The sequence below is a fragment of the Oceanisphaera arctica genome (assembly GCF_002936955.1).
Taxonomy (GTDB): Bacteria; Pseudomonadota; Gammaproteobacteria; order Enterobacterales; family Aeromonadaceae; genus Oceanimonas; species Oceanimonas arctica.
This window is the reverse complement of record NZ_MPZM01000011.1, coordinates 18,493-33,636: the sequence shown is the minus strand read 5'-3', so window position 1 is coordinate 33,636 and position 15,144 is coordinate 18,493. Positions and strand designations below refer to the sequence as shown.

The window sequence follows — 15,144 nt, the reverse complement described above, 5'->3', positions numbered from 1 at the left end:
AAAGATGCACAATGGCGTAATGCAAGCCTGGCTGGAATCTTCTTACCTGGCCGGTGCCAATGCGACCTATGTAGAAGACCTTTATGAGGCTTACCTTGCCGATCCTGAGTCCGTTCCCGAGCAATGGCAGACCGTATTCAACGGCCTGCCGGTGCAAGAAGAGAACGTACCGGATCAACCTCATTCGCAAGTAAGAGATTACTTCCGCCGCCTTGCCAAAGACACCTCCCGCTATGCTACTCCTGTCAGTGATCCCCACACTGACGCCAAGCAGGTCAAGGTTCTGCAGTTGATCAACGCCTATCGTTTCCGTGGCCATCAGAATGCCAACCTGGATCCGCTCGGTTTGTGGGATCGCAAGGTGGTGGCCGAGCTGGACCCGGCGTTCCACAACCTGACTGGCGCCGATCTGGACGCCACCTTCAACGTGGGTTCCTATGCCATCGGCCAGGAAACCATGAAGCTGAAGGATCTGGTTTCGGCGCTGAAAAAGACTTACTGCGGCCCGGTTGGCGCCGAGTATATGCACATTACCAGCACCAGAGAAAAGCGCTGGATCCAAAGTCAGCTTGAGCCAGTAGTCGGCGAGCCTAAATTCAGCCAGGAAGACAAGCTGCGTTTTCTCGACAGCCTGAATGCGGCCGAAGGCCTGGAAAAATACCTGGGCGCCAAGTTCCCCGGCGCCAAGCGTTTCTCCCTCGAAGGGGGCGATGCCCTGGTGCCCATGACCAAAGAGCTGATCCGCCGTTTCGGTGAGAATGGTGGTCGTGAAGTCGTGATCGGCATGGCCCACCGTGGCCGCTTGAACATGCTGGTTAACGTGCTGGGCAAGCGTCCTCAGGACCTGTTCGATGCATTTGCCGGCAAGTACGAAGTACAGAGTTCGGGCGATGTGAAGTACCACATGGGCTTCAGCTCCGACTTCGAGACTCCGGGTGGCTCCGTGCATCTGGCGCTGGCCTTCAACCCCTCGCATCTGGAAATCGTCAACCCGGTGGTCATCGGCTCGGTGCGTGCGCGCATGGACCGACTGTCCAACCCGGATGGCCGCAAGGTGCTGCCGATCACCATTCACGGCGACTCGGCCTTTGCCGGTCAGGGCGTGGTGGCGGAAACCTTCAACATGTCGCTGACCCGAGGCTACGGTGTGGGCGGCACAGTGCGTATCGTGATTAACAACCAGGTTGGCTTTACCACCTCCAACCCGCGCGATACCCGCTCTACCGAATACTGTACCGATATCGCCAAGATGGTGCAGGCGCCGATCTTCCACGTTAATGCGGATGATCCGGAGGCCGTGGTACAGGTGACTCAGCTGGCGCTGGATTATCGTAACGAGTTCGGTCGTGATGTGGTGATCGATCTGGTCTGTTACCGCCGTCATGGTCACAACGAGGCCGATGAGCCGAGTGCGACCCAGCCGCTGATGTACAAGAAAATCAAGCAACACCCGACTCCGCGCAAGATCTATGCCGATCAGCTGATTGCCAAGGGCACCATCTCGCCGGAAGACACCACAGTGATGATCAACGAATACCGTGATTTGCTGGACAGTGGCGAGTGTGTGGTCAAGGAATGGCGTCCGATGGAGAAGCACTCCGTCGACTGGTCTCCCTACCTGGGTCACGAGTGGGACATGAACTACGACTCGGACTATCAGTTGGACAAGCTGAAAGAGCTGGCCGAGCGGGTCACCGAGTACCCGGAGAGCCATACCCTGCAGCGTCAGGTAGGCAAGATCTATGCCGATCGCAAGCTGATGGCCAAGGGCGAGAAACTGGCGGACTGGGGCTTTGCCGAAGTGCTGGCCTACGCCACCCTGTGTGACAACGGCTATGAAGTGCGCCTCACCGGTCAGGATTCCGGCCGCGGCACTTTCTTCCATCGTCATGCGGTACTGCACAACCAGAACGATGCCAGCACCTATACCCCGCTGTGTCATCTGTCCGACAGCCAGGGCCAGTTCCAGGTGTATGACTCTGTGCTGAGCGAAGAGGCGGTCATGGCCTTCGAATACGGCTATGCCACCGCCGAGCCGGAAGGCCTGACCGTATGGGAAGCCCAGTTCGGTGACTTTGCCAACGGTGCCCAGGTGGTGATCGACCAGTTCCTGAGTTCCGGTGAGCAGAAGTGGGGCCGGATGTGCGGTCTTACCCTGCTGCTGCCCCATGGCTATGAAGGTCAGGGCCCGGAGCACTCAAGTGCGCGTCTGGAGCGTTATCTGCAGCTGTGCGCCGAGCACAACATGCAGGTTTGTGTGCCTACCACACCGGCACAGGTGTTCCACATGCTGCGTCGTCAGGTAATACGACCCATGCGCCGCCCGCTGGTAGTGATGACGCCCAAGTCGCTGCTGCGTCATCCGCTGGCAGTTTCCGAGCTGGAAACCCTGGCTAGCGGTACTTTCCAGAATGCCATCGGCGAAATTGATGATCTGGATCCCAAAGGCGTCAAGCGTGTTGTTCTGTGTTCTGGCAAGGTGTATTACGATTTGCTGGAAACACGGCGCAAGCATGAACAAACGGATGTGGCCATTATTCGGATCGAACAATTGTATCCGTTCCCTCAGGAAGAGGTTGCCGCGATTTTTGCCGACTACCAGCACGTGACCGACTTCGTCTGGTGTCAGGAAGAGCCGCAAAACCAGGGGGCCTGGTATTGCAGCCAGCACCACTTCCGTGCTGCGATCCCGGCGGGAGCGAACCTGCGTTATACAGGTCGCGAAGCCTCCGCATCGCCGGCAGTGGGCTACACCTCTGTTCACTTACAACAACAAAAAGCGCTGGTCGAAGACGCACTGACGCTGACCAAAGCATAACGCACAAAGGACATATTGATGACCATCGAAATCAAGGTTCCCGACTTACCAGAGTCCGTCGCCGATGCCACTATCGCCACCTGGCACAAACAGCCGGGTGACCGGGTTGAACGCGACGAAGTGATCGTCGACATCGAAACCGATAAAGTGGTACTGGAAGTACCGGCGCCCGAAGCCGGTATTCTGGAAGCCATTATCGAAGACGCCGGCGCCACCGTGCTGGGTCAGCAGCTGATCGGCAGGCTCAAGAAGGGTGCCGTGGCCGGTGAAGCGACCAAAGAAAAGGCTGCCTCTTCCACCAATGGTGAAGCCAAGGAAGAAAGCAAGGCCGACGCCAAGTCTGACGATGACAGCTTGAGCCCGGCGGTTCGCCGCCTGGTGGCCGAGCACGGCATCGACGTGGCCAAGCTGTCCGGTTCCGGCAAGGGCGGCCGCATCACCAAGGAAGATGTGGAAGCCTTCATCAAGGGTGGCGACAAGAAAGCCGCGGCGCCTGCCGCCAAGGCCGAAGCCCCTGTGGTACCGCTGGGTGAGCGTACCGAGAAGCGGGTGCCCATGACCCGCCTGCGCAAGCGTGTAGCCGAGCGTCTGCTCGAAGCCAAGAACACCACCGCCATGCTGACCACCTTCAACGAGGTCAACATGGGTCCGATCATGAGCCTGCGCAAGCAGTATCAGGAAGTGTTCGAGAAGCGTCACGGTATTCGTCTGGGCTTTATGTCTTTCTACGTGAAAGCCGTAGTCGAGTCGCTCAAGCGCTTCCCGGAAGTGAACGCGTCGATCGACGGTGACGATATTGTCTATCACAACTACTTCGACGTGAGCATAGCGGTATCCACCCCCCGTGGTCTGGTAACTCCTGTGCTGCGTGACTGTGATCGCCTGAGCCTGGCCGACATCGAAAAGAGCATCAAGGAACTGGCCATCAAGGGTCGTGACGGCAAGCTGACCGTAGACGACATGACCGGCGGTAACTTCACCATCACCAACGGTGGTGTGTTCGGTTCTCTGATGTCGACGCCCATCATCAACCCGCCGCAGAGCGCTATTCTGGGTATGCACAAAATCCAGGACCGCCCCATGGCTGTTAACGGTAAGGTCGAAATCCTGCCGATGATGTATCTGGCACTGTCTTACGATCACCGTCTCATCGACGGACGTGAGTCGGTCAGCTTCCTGGTTTCCATCAAGGAACTGCTGGAAGATCCGACCCGCTTATTGCTGGACGTTTAAACCCATATACACCGATAATGAGGTCGGGCTTCGGCCCGGCCTTTTTTTATACCTGAATATCAATTAGATAACGGAAAAAAATATACTCTGAATCCCTACACAACAACGGAAATACAACATGAATTTGCATGAATATCAGGCAAAGAAATTGTTTGCTGAATACGGTCTGCCCGTTTCAGAAGGCTATGCATGTGACAATCCACAGGAAGCAGTGGAAGCCGCCAGCAAGATCGGCGGTAGTATGTGGGTGGTGAAATGTCAGGTTCACGCTGGAGGCCGCGGTAAGGCCGGTGGCGTCAAGCTGGCTAACACCAAAGAAGAGATACGAGAATTCGCAGAACACTGGCTGGGTAAAAACCTGGTGACCTATCAGACCGATGCCAAAGGTCAGCCGGTTGCCAGGATACTGGTCGAGTCCTGCACCGATATCGACAAAGAGCTGTATCTGGGTGCCGTGGTTGACCGGGGTACCCGTCGGGTGGTGTTTATGGCATCGACCGAAGGTGGTGTGGAAATCGAGAAGGTGGCCGAAGAGACCCCGGAACTGATCCACAAGGCCGCCATCGATCCTCTGGTAGGCCCGCAAGCTTACCAAGGCCGTGAACTGGCATTCAAACTGGGCCTCAAGGGTAACCAGGTCAAACAGTTCACCCAAATTTATCTCGGCCTGGGACAGATGTTCCTGGACCTTGATTTTGCTCTGCTCGAAGTAAACCCTCTGGTGATCACCAAGGCCGGCGACCTGCTGTGCCTGGACGGCAAGATCAACATCGACTCCAATGCCCTCTATCGCCAGCCCAAGCTGCGTGATATGCACGATCCCTCCCAGGACGATGCTCGAGAAGCCCACGCCGCCAAGTGGGAGCTGAACTACGTGGCTCTGGATGGCAACATCGGTTGCATGGTAAATGGTGCCGGTCTGGCCATGGGCACCATGGACATCGTCAACCTGCACGGCGGCTCACCCGCCAACTTCCTGGACGTAGGCGGCGGCGCCACCAAGGAACGGGTAACCGAAGCATTCAAGATTATTCTCTCCGACAGCAATGTGAAAGCGGTGCTGGTGAACATCTTCGGCGGCATAGTGCGTTGCGACATGATTGCCGACGGCATTATCGGTGCGGTGAAAGAGGTGGGCGTCAAAGTCCCTGTGGTGGTGCGTCTGGAAGGCAACAATGCCGAAGCCGGTACCGCCAAGCTGGCCGAATCCGGCCTGAATATCATCGCCGCCACCAGCCTGACCGACGCCGCCGTTCGGGTCGTCAACGCCGCACAGGGGAAATAACAGCATGAGCATTCTGATCAACAAAAACACCAAGGTGATTTGTCAGGGTTTCACCGGTGGCCAGGGTACTTTTCATTCCGAACAGGCCATCGAATACGGCACCAGAATGGTCGGCGGCGTGTCACCCGGCAAGGGCGGCACCACACATCTGGGTCTGCCGGTGTTCAATACCGTGCGCGAAGCGGTTGAAGTGACTGGCGCCACCGCGACCGTGATTTATGTACCGGCGGCCTTCTGCAAAGATGCGATTCTGGAAGCCATCGACGCAGGCATAGAGCTGATCGTCACCATCACCGAAGGGGTGCCGACCCTGGATATGCTGGACGTGAAAGTAAAGCTGGAACAAACCGGCGTGCGCATGATTGGCCCCAACTGCCCCGGCGTGATCACCCCCGACGAGTGCAAGATTGGCATCATGCCCGGCCACATCCACAAGAAGGGCAAGGTGGGCATCGTATCCCGCTCCGGCACCCTGACCTACGAAGCGGTCAAGCAGACCACAGACGAAGGTTTCGGTCAGTCCAGCTGTATCGGCATTGGTGGTGACCCGATTCCGGGCTCCAGCTTTATCGACATTCTCGAGTTGTTCGAGAAAGATCCGGAAACCGAAGCCATCGTGATGATCGGTGAAATCGGTGGTACCGCCGAAGAAGAGGCCGCCGCCTACATCAAGGAGCATGTCACCAAGCCGGTGGTGTCTTACATCGCCGGTGTAACCGCGCCTCCGGGCAAGCGCATGGGCCATGCGGGCGCCATCATCTCCGGTGGCAAGGGCACCGCAGACGAGAAGTTTGCCGCCCTGCAGGACGCCGGTGTCAAAACCGTACGCTCCCTGGCCGATATCGGTCAGGCACTGCGTGAAGTAACCGGTTGGTAACAGCGAAGCTGTCAGCTTTAAGCGATAAGCTTTAAGCTGGAAGAAAGAAAAAAGGAGCCGAAAGGCTCCTTTTTATTGCGCGTATTTTCACGCCTCACGCCTCACGCCTCACGCCTCACGACTGACGTTTCGTGTCACATCCGTTCGACGCGGCTCCAGGGATCGGGCTTGATGCTGAACTGGCCGTGTTGCCAGCGACTGGCCAGACGGCGGAAGTCGTCGCCTTTCATGTGGATCAAATCCCTGTGGTCACCACTTTCCATGTAGATGTCGGCCATGCCGAGCACGTCATCGTCCACCAGGGTGTCCAGCTCATAGGCCTCACCGAGGGCGGGAATGGCGCCGGGATCACAATCAGCGAACCACTGGACCAGAACGCGTTCCGGTGCCAGGTGCACCTCGCTGTGAATCAGGTAATTCAGGCGCTGAAAGTCCACGGTGTCGGCGGCAGGGAGCACGGCCATGACTGATTTGCCATCGTCACGCTCCAGAATAACCGCCTTGGCCATCTGGGCGAGCGGAACACGGCTGGCGATAGCGCTTTGGGTCGCGCCTTCCGCATAGCTGTGGTGCACGGTTTCAAAGGGAATATTATGTTGATCCAGATATTGTTTCAGTTTTATTGACATACCCATAGCTACCTCCCGAAGGCAAGGCCATATCGGCCGCCTTCTCTAGCTGCCCCTTCAGTATAGCTCGCCTGCTTAAAGTTGACTTTGAAATGCCTCATATGGGGCTTTGATTCAGATCCCTGACGTCTCATGGCTTTCCAGCACCTGGCTGATGACTTCACCCCGGGCCAGACGGGTGCGTATGGTGTCGCCCGGTTGCAGATGGCCGGCATCGGTAATCACTCGCGCGTCCAGCTGGGTGATACTGTAGCCACGAGCGAGCGTGGCCAGCGGACTGATGGCGTTGAGCCGGGAGCCGGCCAGGGCCAGTCGGTGGGCGCTGTGGTCGAGTCGGGCTTTCAACAGGCTGTTCAGACGCAGCTGAAGGCCGCTGAGCAACGCCTGGCGGCTCTGCAGTCGTTGGGCCGGGTGTTGGTGTTGCAAGCTCAGCCGGCCATTGCTCAGGCGCTGTTGAGCCTGCTCCAGTCGTTGGCGGAGGGCACGTTGCAGTCGGGCCTGCAGTTGGTCCAGCCGCTGGGCCTGCTGTTGCAGCTGTTGTCGTGGATGTTGTAATTGCAGGCGAGCATTCAAGCGGGTTAGCCGGTTGCTGCTTTGCAACAGGTAGCGACGCTGTGCCTGTTGCAAGCGCTGCTGCCACTGTTGATATTGTTGCTGCTGGGCGCTGCCGTCCCGGCTTATCAGCTCGGCGGCGGCGGACGGAGTAGGGGCCCGTAGATCCGCCACCAGGTCGCTCAGGGTGATATCCACCTCGTGACCCACGGCGCTGACGACCGGCAACTGTGATGCGGCGATGGCGCGTACCAGCCGTTCGTCGTTGAAACACCAGAGGTCTTCCAGCGAGCCGCCGCCGCGGGCCAGGATCAGCACGTCGGTTTCGGCGCGGCGATTGGCGGTGGCCAGGGCGGACACCAGCTGCATGGCTGCGGGCTCGCCCTGTACCTGACTGGGATAGAGAATAACCTGCAAATGGGGGGCTCGACGGGCCAGCACGGTCAAAATGTCGTGTAACGCCGCCCCGGTGGGGGAGCTGATGATGCCGATGCGGGTCGGATGCTCGGGCAGCGGGCGCTTGCGACCCTGGTCGAACAGGCCTTCATCGCCCAGGTTGCGCTTGAGGGCCTCGAATTGCTGTTTGAGCAAACCTTCACCGGCCGGGGACATGGTTTGCGCCACCAGCTGGTAGTCGCCTCTCGGTTCATAAAGCGTCACTTTGCCGAAGATAAGCACCTGATCGCCATTTTTAGGCCGAAAGCCGACGTTGCGGTTGTTGCCGCGAAACATGGCGCAGCGCAGCTGGGACTGATTGTCCTTCAGCGAAAAATACCAGTGGCCCGATCCGGGGGTGGCGAGGTTGGATATTTCCCCGCTCAGGGTGACCGCGCCCATCTCGCCTTCCAGCAGCATTCGCGCATGCCGGTTAAGACGGGTGACCGTATAAACCTCTGTTAATTTATCCTGATGCAAAATGGCCCCTGATGAGTATCTTTATATTAAAATAAGCCGGTTTTCCGGCTATTTTGCGCTTAATTTGCCAAAATCACAAAAATAGCTTTACCGAAGGGGGTCCGATGCCTAAAATTCTTCGGCAATATTTTTCCCCCCAACTGATGGTGAATATTGCGATGCTTAGGATTGCCCAAGACGCCCTGACCTTTGATGATGTACTGCTGGTCCCAGCTCATTCCACCGTACTTCCCAACACCGCGGATCTTCGTACCCGCCTGACCCGGGACATCCATCTTAACATTCCCATTGTTTCCGCCGCCATGGACACCGTGACCGAAGCCGATCTCGCGATCGCGCTGGCCCAGGAAGGGGGAATCGGCTTCATTCACAAAAACATGTCGATTGAAGCCCAGGCCGCCCAGGTTCGCAAGGTCAAGAAATTCGAAAGTGGTGTAGTGTCCGATCCGGTCACTGTTCGCCCCGACATGACCATTGCCGAGGTGCGTGAACTGACCCTGCTGAATGGTTTTGCCGGTTACCCGGTGGTGAGTGCCGAGGGGGAGCTGTCAGGCATCATTACCGGTCGTGATGTTCGTTTCGTACAGGACATGAGCAAGCTGGTAAGCGAGGTGATGACCGATAAATCTCGTCTGGTTACCGTGAAGGCCGGTGACTCCCGTGACCAGGTTGAAGCCCTGATGCAGCAGCATCGTATCGAAAAAGTGCTGGTGGTTGGCTCCAACGGCCAGCTGACCGGCATGATCAGTGCCAAAGACTTCCAGAAAGCCGAAAGCAAGCCCAACGCCTGTAAAGACGAGCGGGGCCGCCTGCGTGTGGGCGCGGCAGTCGGTGCGGCACCGGGCAACGAAGAGCGCATTCAGGCGCTGGTTGATGCGGGCCTCGACGTACTGCTGATCGATTCCTCTCACGGTCATTCCGAAGGCGTGCTGCAACGTATTCGCGAAACCCGTGCCGCTTTCCCGAACCTGCCGATTATTGGCGGTAACGTGGCCACCGCCGCCGGTGCCCTGGCCCTGGCCGAAGCCGGCGTGAGCGCGGTCAAGGTGGGCATCGGCCCCGGCTCCATCTGTACCACTCGTATCGTGACCGGTTGTGGTGTGCCCCAGATCACCGCCGTGGCCAATGCGGTTGAAGCGCTCAAGGCGCTGGATATTCCGGTGATCGCCGATGGCGGTATCCGCTTCTCCGGTGACATCGCCAAGGCGCTGGCCGCCGGTGCCAACTGCGTGATGATGGGCTCCATGTTTGCCGGTACCGAAGAATCTCCCGGTGAAATCGAGCTGTTCCAGGGCCGTTCCTTCAAGTCTTACCGCGGCATGGGATCCCTGGGCGCCATGAGCAAGGGCTCAAGCGACCGCTACTTCCAGACCGACAACGCCGCCGACAAGCTGGTACCGGAAGGCATCGAAGGCCGGGTACCCTACAAGGGCATGCTCAAGGCCATTATCCATCAGCAGATGGGGGGTCTGCGCAGTGCCATGGGTCTGACCGGCAGTGCGACCATTGATGACCTGCGCACCAAGGCAGAATTTGTTAAGATATCCGGCGCGGGCATCCAGGAATCACACGTGCACGACGTGACCATTACCAAGGAAGCACCCAACTACCGGTTGGGTTGATCCCGAAACGCAGTAGACGGGGGGCTGGTTCCCCCCGTTTTTCTATTGCCGTCTGGCCCCCCACAGGCGGTCTTTGTAACGAGTAGGAAGACGATGACCAAAAATATTCATGATAACCGGATCTTGATCCTGGATTTCGGCTCTCAGTACACTCAGCTGATTGCCCGCCGGGTTCGGGAGCTGGGCGTTTATTGCGAGCTGTGGGCCTGGGACGTCACCGAAGCCCAGATCCGTGACTTCAATCCGAATGGCATTATCTTGTCCGGGGGACCCGAGTCGGTCACCGAAGCCGGCAGCCCACGCGCACCGGAATACGTGTTCAACGCCGGTGTGCCGGTATTTGGCATCTGTTACGGCATGCAGACCATGGCCCAGCAGCTGGGCGGTGCCGTATCCGGCTCCAACGAGCGTGAATTCGGTTACGCCCAGGTGCAGCGGGTTGCCGACTGCGCCCTGTTCGCCAACATCGAAGACGCCCTCGACACCGATGGTAACTCCTTGCTGGATGTGTGGATGAGTCACGGTGACAAGGTTGTGGCCCTGCCCGAAGGTTTCCACAAGGTTGCTCAGACCGGCAGCTGCCCCTTTGCCGCCATGGCGGACGAGACCCGTCATTTCTACGGCGTGCAGTTCCACCCGGAAGTAACCCACACCCGTCAGGGCGCGCGTATGCTGGAGCATTTCATTCGCACCATCTGCGGCTGTGATGCACTGTGGACCCCTGCGACCATCATCGACGATGCGGTTGCCCGTATCCGCGAGCAGGTAGGCAGCGACAAGGTGCTGCTGGGTCTGTCTGGTGGTGTTGACTCTTCCGTGACCGCCATGCTGCTGCACCGTGCCATTGGCCCGCAGCTGACCTGTGTGTTCGTGGACAACGGCCTGCTGCGCTTGAACGAAGCCGAGCAGGTTATGGACATGTTTGGCGATCACTTCGGCCTGAACATAGTGCACGTGAATGCCGAACACCGTTTCCTGGACGCCATGGCCGGTGAAAATGACCCGGAAGCCAAGCGCAAGATCATCGGTCGCGTCTTCATCGAAGTGTTCGACGAAGAAGCGGGCAAGATCAAGGACGTTAAATGGCTGGCCCAAGGCACCATTTATCCGGACGTGATCGAGTCTGCCGGCTCTGCCACCGGCAAGGCTCATGTGATCAAGTCACACCACAACGTGGGTGGCCTGCCGGACGACATGGAAATGAAGCTGGTTGAGCCGCTGAAAGAGCTGTTCAAGGACGAAGTCCGCCGGGTGGGTCTGGAGCTGGGTCTGCCTTACGACATGCTCTATCGTCATCCGTTCCCGGGGCCGGGTCTGGGTGTGCGCGTGCTGGGCGAAGTGAAGAAGGAATATTGCGACCTGCTGCGTCGGGCCGATGCCATCTTCATTGAAGAGCTGCACAAGCACGACCTGTACAACAAGGTCAGCCAGGCCTTCACCGTGTTCCTGCCGGTACGCTCCGTGGGCGTAATGGGCGATGCCCGTAAATACGACTGGGTAGTCTCGTTGCGTGCGGTAGAAACGGTCGATTTTATGACCGCGCATTGGGCGCACCTGCCGTACGATTTCCTGGGTCATGTGTCTAACCGCATCATCAACGAAGTCGATGGCATCAGCCGCGTGGTTTACGATATATCCGGTAAACCGCCAGCCACCATCGAGTGGGAATGATCTCACATTAGGTACTAGCTAGCATCAACTAGCAAAAATGACTCATAAGCCCATGTTTACATGGGCTTTTTTGTTTTTTGGTTAAGCACTATCAGGCAAAGTTTAGCAACGCCAAGCACAGTTTGTGTGTGGTATTAAAGTTGGTATTATCCCTTATCAATGCCATTTGATGAGCCCTAATACCATGCAGTGTTATCTCGTTTGTCATGGCACTAAAGTTGTGTAACTACATGATTTTAAAGTTAAAGTTTCAATTCATGCATGGTATTAAAACCTACAAGGAAAGACGCTTTATGTTGACTGATACCAAGCTGCGTAACCTCAAACCCAAAGACAAACTTTTTAAGGTAAATGACCGCGATGGCCTCTACGTAGCGGTTACTCCGGCGGGCACTATTTCATTTCGCTACAACTATGCTATCCACGGCCGACAAGAAACCATTACCTTTGGCCGCTATGGTGCGGCTGGTATTACGCTTGCTGAAGCACGAGAAAAGCTAAACGAAGCGAAAAAAATGGTGATAGAAGGTAAGTCTCCCGCTAAAGAAAAAGCCAGAAAAAAAGCGAGAGTTAAAGACGTTGAGACGTTTGGTGCCTGGGGAGATCGGTGGCTGCTTGGTTATCAAATGGCTGACTCCACGCGAGACATGCGTCGATCAGTCTATATGCGAGAGCTGATGCCAAAATTTGGCAACCACAAGTTAATGGAAATTACCGCTGAAGACTTGCGGGCCTTAACTGACGCCATCGTGGCGCGAGGAGCACCCGCTACCGCAGTGCATGCCCGCGATATTGTGCTGCAAGTGTTTCGCTGGGCTATTGAACGAGGACAAAAGGTTGAAAACCCTGCCTTACAGGTACGACCAAATTCTATCGCCAAGTTTGAGCCGCGTGATCGCACTTTAACGCCAGAAGAAATAGGTTTGATGTACCACTATTTAGAGCGAGTAGGCACCACGCCAATAACAAGAATCGCGGTGAAATTATTGCTGTTAACTATGGTTCGTAAAAGTGAGCTGACTAAGGCCACTTGGGACGAGGTTAATTTTAGTGAAGCAGTATGGACAATTCCCAAAGAACGAATGAAACGACGTAATCCACATGTAGTCTTTCTATCCCAACAAGTGATGGAGTTTTTCATAGCCTTAAAAACGTTTGCGGGTAGTTCAAACTATGTACTGCCTTCTCGATACAGTCCTGATGCGTGTATGAGTAATGCCACGCTTAATCGAGTTTTGAATCTGACATACCAAGCGGCACAGAAGGATGGTAAGCCCCTTGCTAAATTTGGGCCCCATGACTTGCGTCGTACTTCCAGCACCTTACTGCATGAAGCTGGTTATAACACCGATTGGATTGAGAAATGCCTGGCACACGAACAAAAGGGCGTCAGGGCGGTGTACAACAAAGCGGAATACCGTGAGCAGCGTACAGCTATGTTGCAAGACTGGGCGGATATGGTTGATGGATGGACAATTTAATTATTAAATTATAGTAATTAATTGATATGTTCTAATTGTTTGTAAATGCTATCCAATGAGCCTGAGCACTCAGTAATAAAATAGTTTGTTGTAATTTCTAGGTGAAGATTTATTATTTGTTAGATATTTACATTATAATTATTTATAGATAGTACATAGTTTTGCGTGTATATTTATGGGAAATAATAATTTCAATTATGAGCTAATTATGCCTAATGTGATGATAAAAGCATCTATAACCTACTTCGATCTCAAAGAGTTTGGTTTCTATCGATTAAGACAAGGTAAGAATCCAGAGCATATAGACGGGACAATCCCTGATGTAGTTGCGTCCCTAGTAATGTGGCTTGAGGGGAAAATGCTTGTAAATACAATCCCTTGGGATGTAGATACGAATAAAAGAAGAACTAAGATGTACTGCCGAAGTTATAAGGTTGACTCTATTACTAATGATACGGTATTGGTATTGTGGAAAGCAGTGGGTGATAGCAGTGGTAATGTTCATGGAGCTTATGCAAGCAGTGATGTCGGTAGTGATGCTTTCAATGAAGTCATTACTAGTGCTGGGGAGCCGGGTAAAGAGGTTATTTGGGGGCAGCCGTGTTACTACTGGATTATTCCAGAAGAGAATAAAGTGGCATCTATAAAGTTTGCCAACTCAATTGCGGATACAGACTCTTTGGGACATTATATCAAAGCTTTTGTAGACTTCCGAGGTGATTTTCCCAATAAGAAATTCTCAGAAAGAATGATGACTCATCCATTATCTGGAAGAGAGATTAAGATAAAGTCTTTTACCTTTGAATATAAAGATGAAAAAGATAAAATATTCCACGCAAAGTTTAAGATGAGAACTCAGCTTTACAAGAAGGCTAGTTCATCTTTGAACTATGTTGAACTTGCTAAAGACGTAACTCAAATCGTGTATAGAGATACAATTTCAGCAAAGATAGACGATAGTCGCCCTTCATGGGCAAAAATTTGCGATGTTATTGGCCCTGCAATGGGTATTAAAGCTCCGCCTTTGAAGTCGGAACGCCATATCGAAGTGATTGTTGACGCATCACCTAATGGCGAGGAATTAACAAGTCTGATTGAAAAATATACTGAAGAGCACGATGAAGACTCTATTTGGAATAATATTGGTTTAAAAGTTGGTGGGCGAAGTGAGACCACTATTTGGCTTGATGAATTTGTTCTAAGAGATGAGCTCAATATTACTAAAGTAGATAGTGAGGTTTATACAGCTGAACAAATCTTAGTAGCTATTAATGCTCAACGAAAACGACTAATTAATAAAATTACTACAAAAAAATCTGAAGTAAGTGTTGAGGAAGAAATTGAGGCTGAAGAGGTAGTCGAATATGAAAAGCTACAGTCGGAAAAAGCATAGATCTATGTCAGTGAAAATATTTTTAAATTTTATTTTTTTAGCCGTTATATTTTGGTTTAGCTATAAAATTCAGAGTTTTTTAGTTTATGAAAATCTAAAAGATCTTATAGATATATTGAAAAATGCTTCAGCTATGATATTTACAATTGTAGGTATTTGGCTAGCATACATTTATCCTAATGCGATTACAGCGATAGTGAAACCAGGGAGTGTGGAATATATTGCGGGTGAACAAGACGCTAGAAGAATTGAAATGCTGGTAGGTATTATCGTTACTTCGGCAGTGGTGATTATTGGTATTGTTTTGTTTTTTGTAATTAAGACTGCTTTTAGCGGTTTAGAGTTTTATGCGCAGAATGTAAAATATATAAAACCTTTTGGCTTTGCTGTTATATTCTTCTTAAGTTATCTTCAAATAACTAGTATTGGTAAGGTGATTGTTAGTAATGTAATGTTCATTAATGATTTTCATACTAAACTTAATGATCGTAAAATTGAAGATCAAATGTAATTTTAAGGGGTGTTTGCCCCTTTTAATTATCTAAATAATTTAAAGCTTACTTTTTATTCTGATGTTGTTTTAATGTAACTATGGTTTTGGTTTTTAAATTAAATGTTTAGCAGTCTTTAATAATATGGTCTACCTACAATGTTTAAAAATGCTGGCG

Annotated in this window: 11 protein-coding genes; 9 read left to right on the top strand and 2 right to left on the bottom strand. The window is 53.5% G+C overall.

Annotation, left to right across the window (positions count from 1 at the left end; genetic code table 11):
- Window positions 1-4 precede the first annotated feature (4 nt).
- From sucA to sucD, 4 genes are all read left to right on the top strand, one after another.
- Entirely contained in the window at window positions 5-2,818 is a 2,814-nt protein-coding gene (gene sucA / locus UN63_RS07070; RefSeq protein WP_104486072.1) for a 2-oxoglutarate dehydrogenase E1 component, read from the top strand.
- An 18-nt stretch (window positions 2,819-2,836) separates the two neighbouring features.
- Window positions 2,837-4,051, top strand: a complete 1,215-nt coding sequence (gene odhB / locus UN63_RS07065; RefSeq protein ID WP_104486071.1) for a 2-oxoglutarate dehydrogenase complex dihydrolipoyllysine-residue succinyltransferase — start codon at window positions 2,837-2,839, stop codon at window positions 4,049-4,051.
- Window positions 4,052-4,169: 118 nt separating this feature from the next.
- Window positions 4,170-5,336 (top strand): ADP-forming succinate--CoA ligase subunit beta, encoded by a 1,167-nt coding sequence (gene sucC / locus UN63_RS07060; RefSeq protein WP_104486070.1) that lies wholly within the window; start codon window positions 4,170-4,172, stop codon window positions 5,334-5,336.
- Between the two features lie 4 nt (window positions 5,337-5,340).
- On the top strand, window positions 5,341-6,213 hold the full coding sequence (gene sucD, locus UN63_RS07055) for a succinate--CoA ligase subunit alpha (protein ID WP_104486069.1): 873 nt from the start codon (window positions 5,341-5,343) through the stop codon (window positions 6,211-6,213).
- A gap of 134 nt (window positions 6,214-6,347) precedes the next feature.
- Here the strand turns inward: sucD and UN63_RS07050 are convergent, their stop codons facing one another.
- Both UN63_RS07050 and xseA read right to left on the bottom strand, forming a co-directional pair.
- Window positions 6,348-6,848, bottom strand: coding sequence for an aminoacyl-tRNA deacylase (locus UN63_RS07050; protein WP_104486068.1), 501 nt, complete (start codon window positions 6,846-6,848; stop codon window positions 6,348-6,350).
- A gap of 108 nt (window positions 6,849-6,956) precedes the next feature.
- Window positions 6,957-8,309, bottom strand: coding sequence for an exodeoxyribonuclease VII large subunit (xseA, locus tag UN63_RS07045; protein WP_104486067.1), 1,353 nt, complete (start codon window positions 8,307-8,309; stop codon window positions 6,957-6,959).
- A gap of 158 nt (window positions 8,310-8,467) precedes the next feature.
- Between xseA and guaB the strand changes: the two genes are divergently transcribed.
- The 5 genes from guaB to UN63_RS07020 all read left to right on the top strand — a co-directional run bounded on the left by guaB (window position 8,468) and on the right by UN63_RS07020 (window position 14,987).
- Window positions 8,468-9,931 (top strand): IMP dehydrogenase, encoded by a 1,464-nt coding sequence (gene guaB / locus UN63_RS07040; RefSeq protein WP_104486118.1) that lies wholly within the window; start codon window positions 8,468-8,470, stop codon window positions 9,929-9,931.
- Between the two features lie 93 nt (window positions 9,932-10,024).
- Complete coding sequence (guaA, locus tag UN63_RS07035) at window positions 10,025-11,602, top strand: glutamine-hydrolyzing GMP synthase (RefSeq protein ID WP_104486066.1); 1,578 nt, start codon at window positions 10,025-10,027, stop codon at window positions 11,600-11,602.
- 293 nt (window positions 11,603-11,895) lie between these two features.
- Entirely contained in the window at window positions 11,896-13,083 is a 1,188-nt protein-coding gene (locus UN63_RS07030; protein ID WP_104486117.1) for a tyrosine-type recombinase/integrase, read from the top strand.
- 208 nt (window positions 13,084-13,291) lie between these two features.
- Complete coding sequence (locus UN63_RS07025) at window positions 13,292-14,476, top strand: hypothetical protein (protein WP_104486065.1); 1,185 nt, start codon at window positions 13,292-13,294, stop codon at window positions 14,474-14,476.
- Window positions 14,448-14,987, top strand: coding sequence for a hypothetical protein (locus tag UN63_RS07020; RefSeq protein ID WP_219821085.1), 540 nt, complete (start codon window positions 14,448-14,450; stop codon window positions 14,985-14,987). Before UN63_RS07025 ends, UN63_RS07020 begins: the two co-directional genes overlap by 29 nt.
- Window positions 14,988-15,144: the final 157 nt, after the last annotated feature.

Excerpts from the sequence above, each read along its gene's own strand:
- sucA (WP_104486072.1), top strand. The coding sequence starts at position 5 with ATGCACAATGGCGTAATGCAAGCCTGGCTGGAATCTTCTTACCTGGCC.
- odhB (WP_104486071.1), top strand. The coding sequence starts at position 2,837 with ATGACCATCGAAATCAAGGTTCCCGACTTACCAGAGTCCGTCGCCGAT.
- sucC (WP_104486070.1), top strand. The coding sequence starts at position 4,170 with ATGAATTTGCATGAATATCAGGCAAAGAAATTGTTTGCTGAATACGGT.
- sucD (WP_104486069.1), top strand. The coding sequence starts at position 5,341 with ATGAGCATTCTGATCAACAAAAACACCAAGGTGATTTGTCAGGGTTTC.
- UN63_RS07050 (WP_104486068.1), bottom strand. The coding sequence starts at position 6,848 with ATGGGTATGTCAATAAAACTGAAACAATATCTGGATCAACATAATATT.
- guaB (WP_104486118.1), top strand. The coding sequence starts at position 8,468 with ATGCTTAGGATTGCCCAAGACGCCCTGACCTTTGATGATGTACTGCTG.
- guaA (WP_104486066.1), top strand. The coding sequence starts at position 10,025 with ATGACCAAAAATATTCATGATAACCGGATCTTGATCCTGGATTTCGGC.
- UN63_RS07030 (WP_104486117.1), top strand. The coding sequence starts at position 11,896 with ATGTTGACTGATACCAAGCTGCGTAACCTCAAACCCAAAGACAAACTT.
- UN63_RS07025 (WP_104486065.1), top strand. The coding sequence starts at position 13,292 with ATGCCTAATGTGATGATAAAAGCATCTATAACCTACTTCGATCTCAAA.
- UN63_RS07020 (WP_219821085.1), top strand. The coding sequence starts at position 14,448 with ATGAAAAGCTACAGTCGGAAAAAGCATAGATCTATGTCAGTGAAAATA.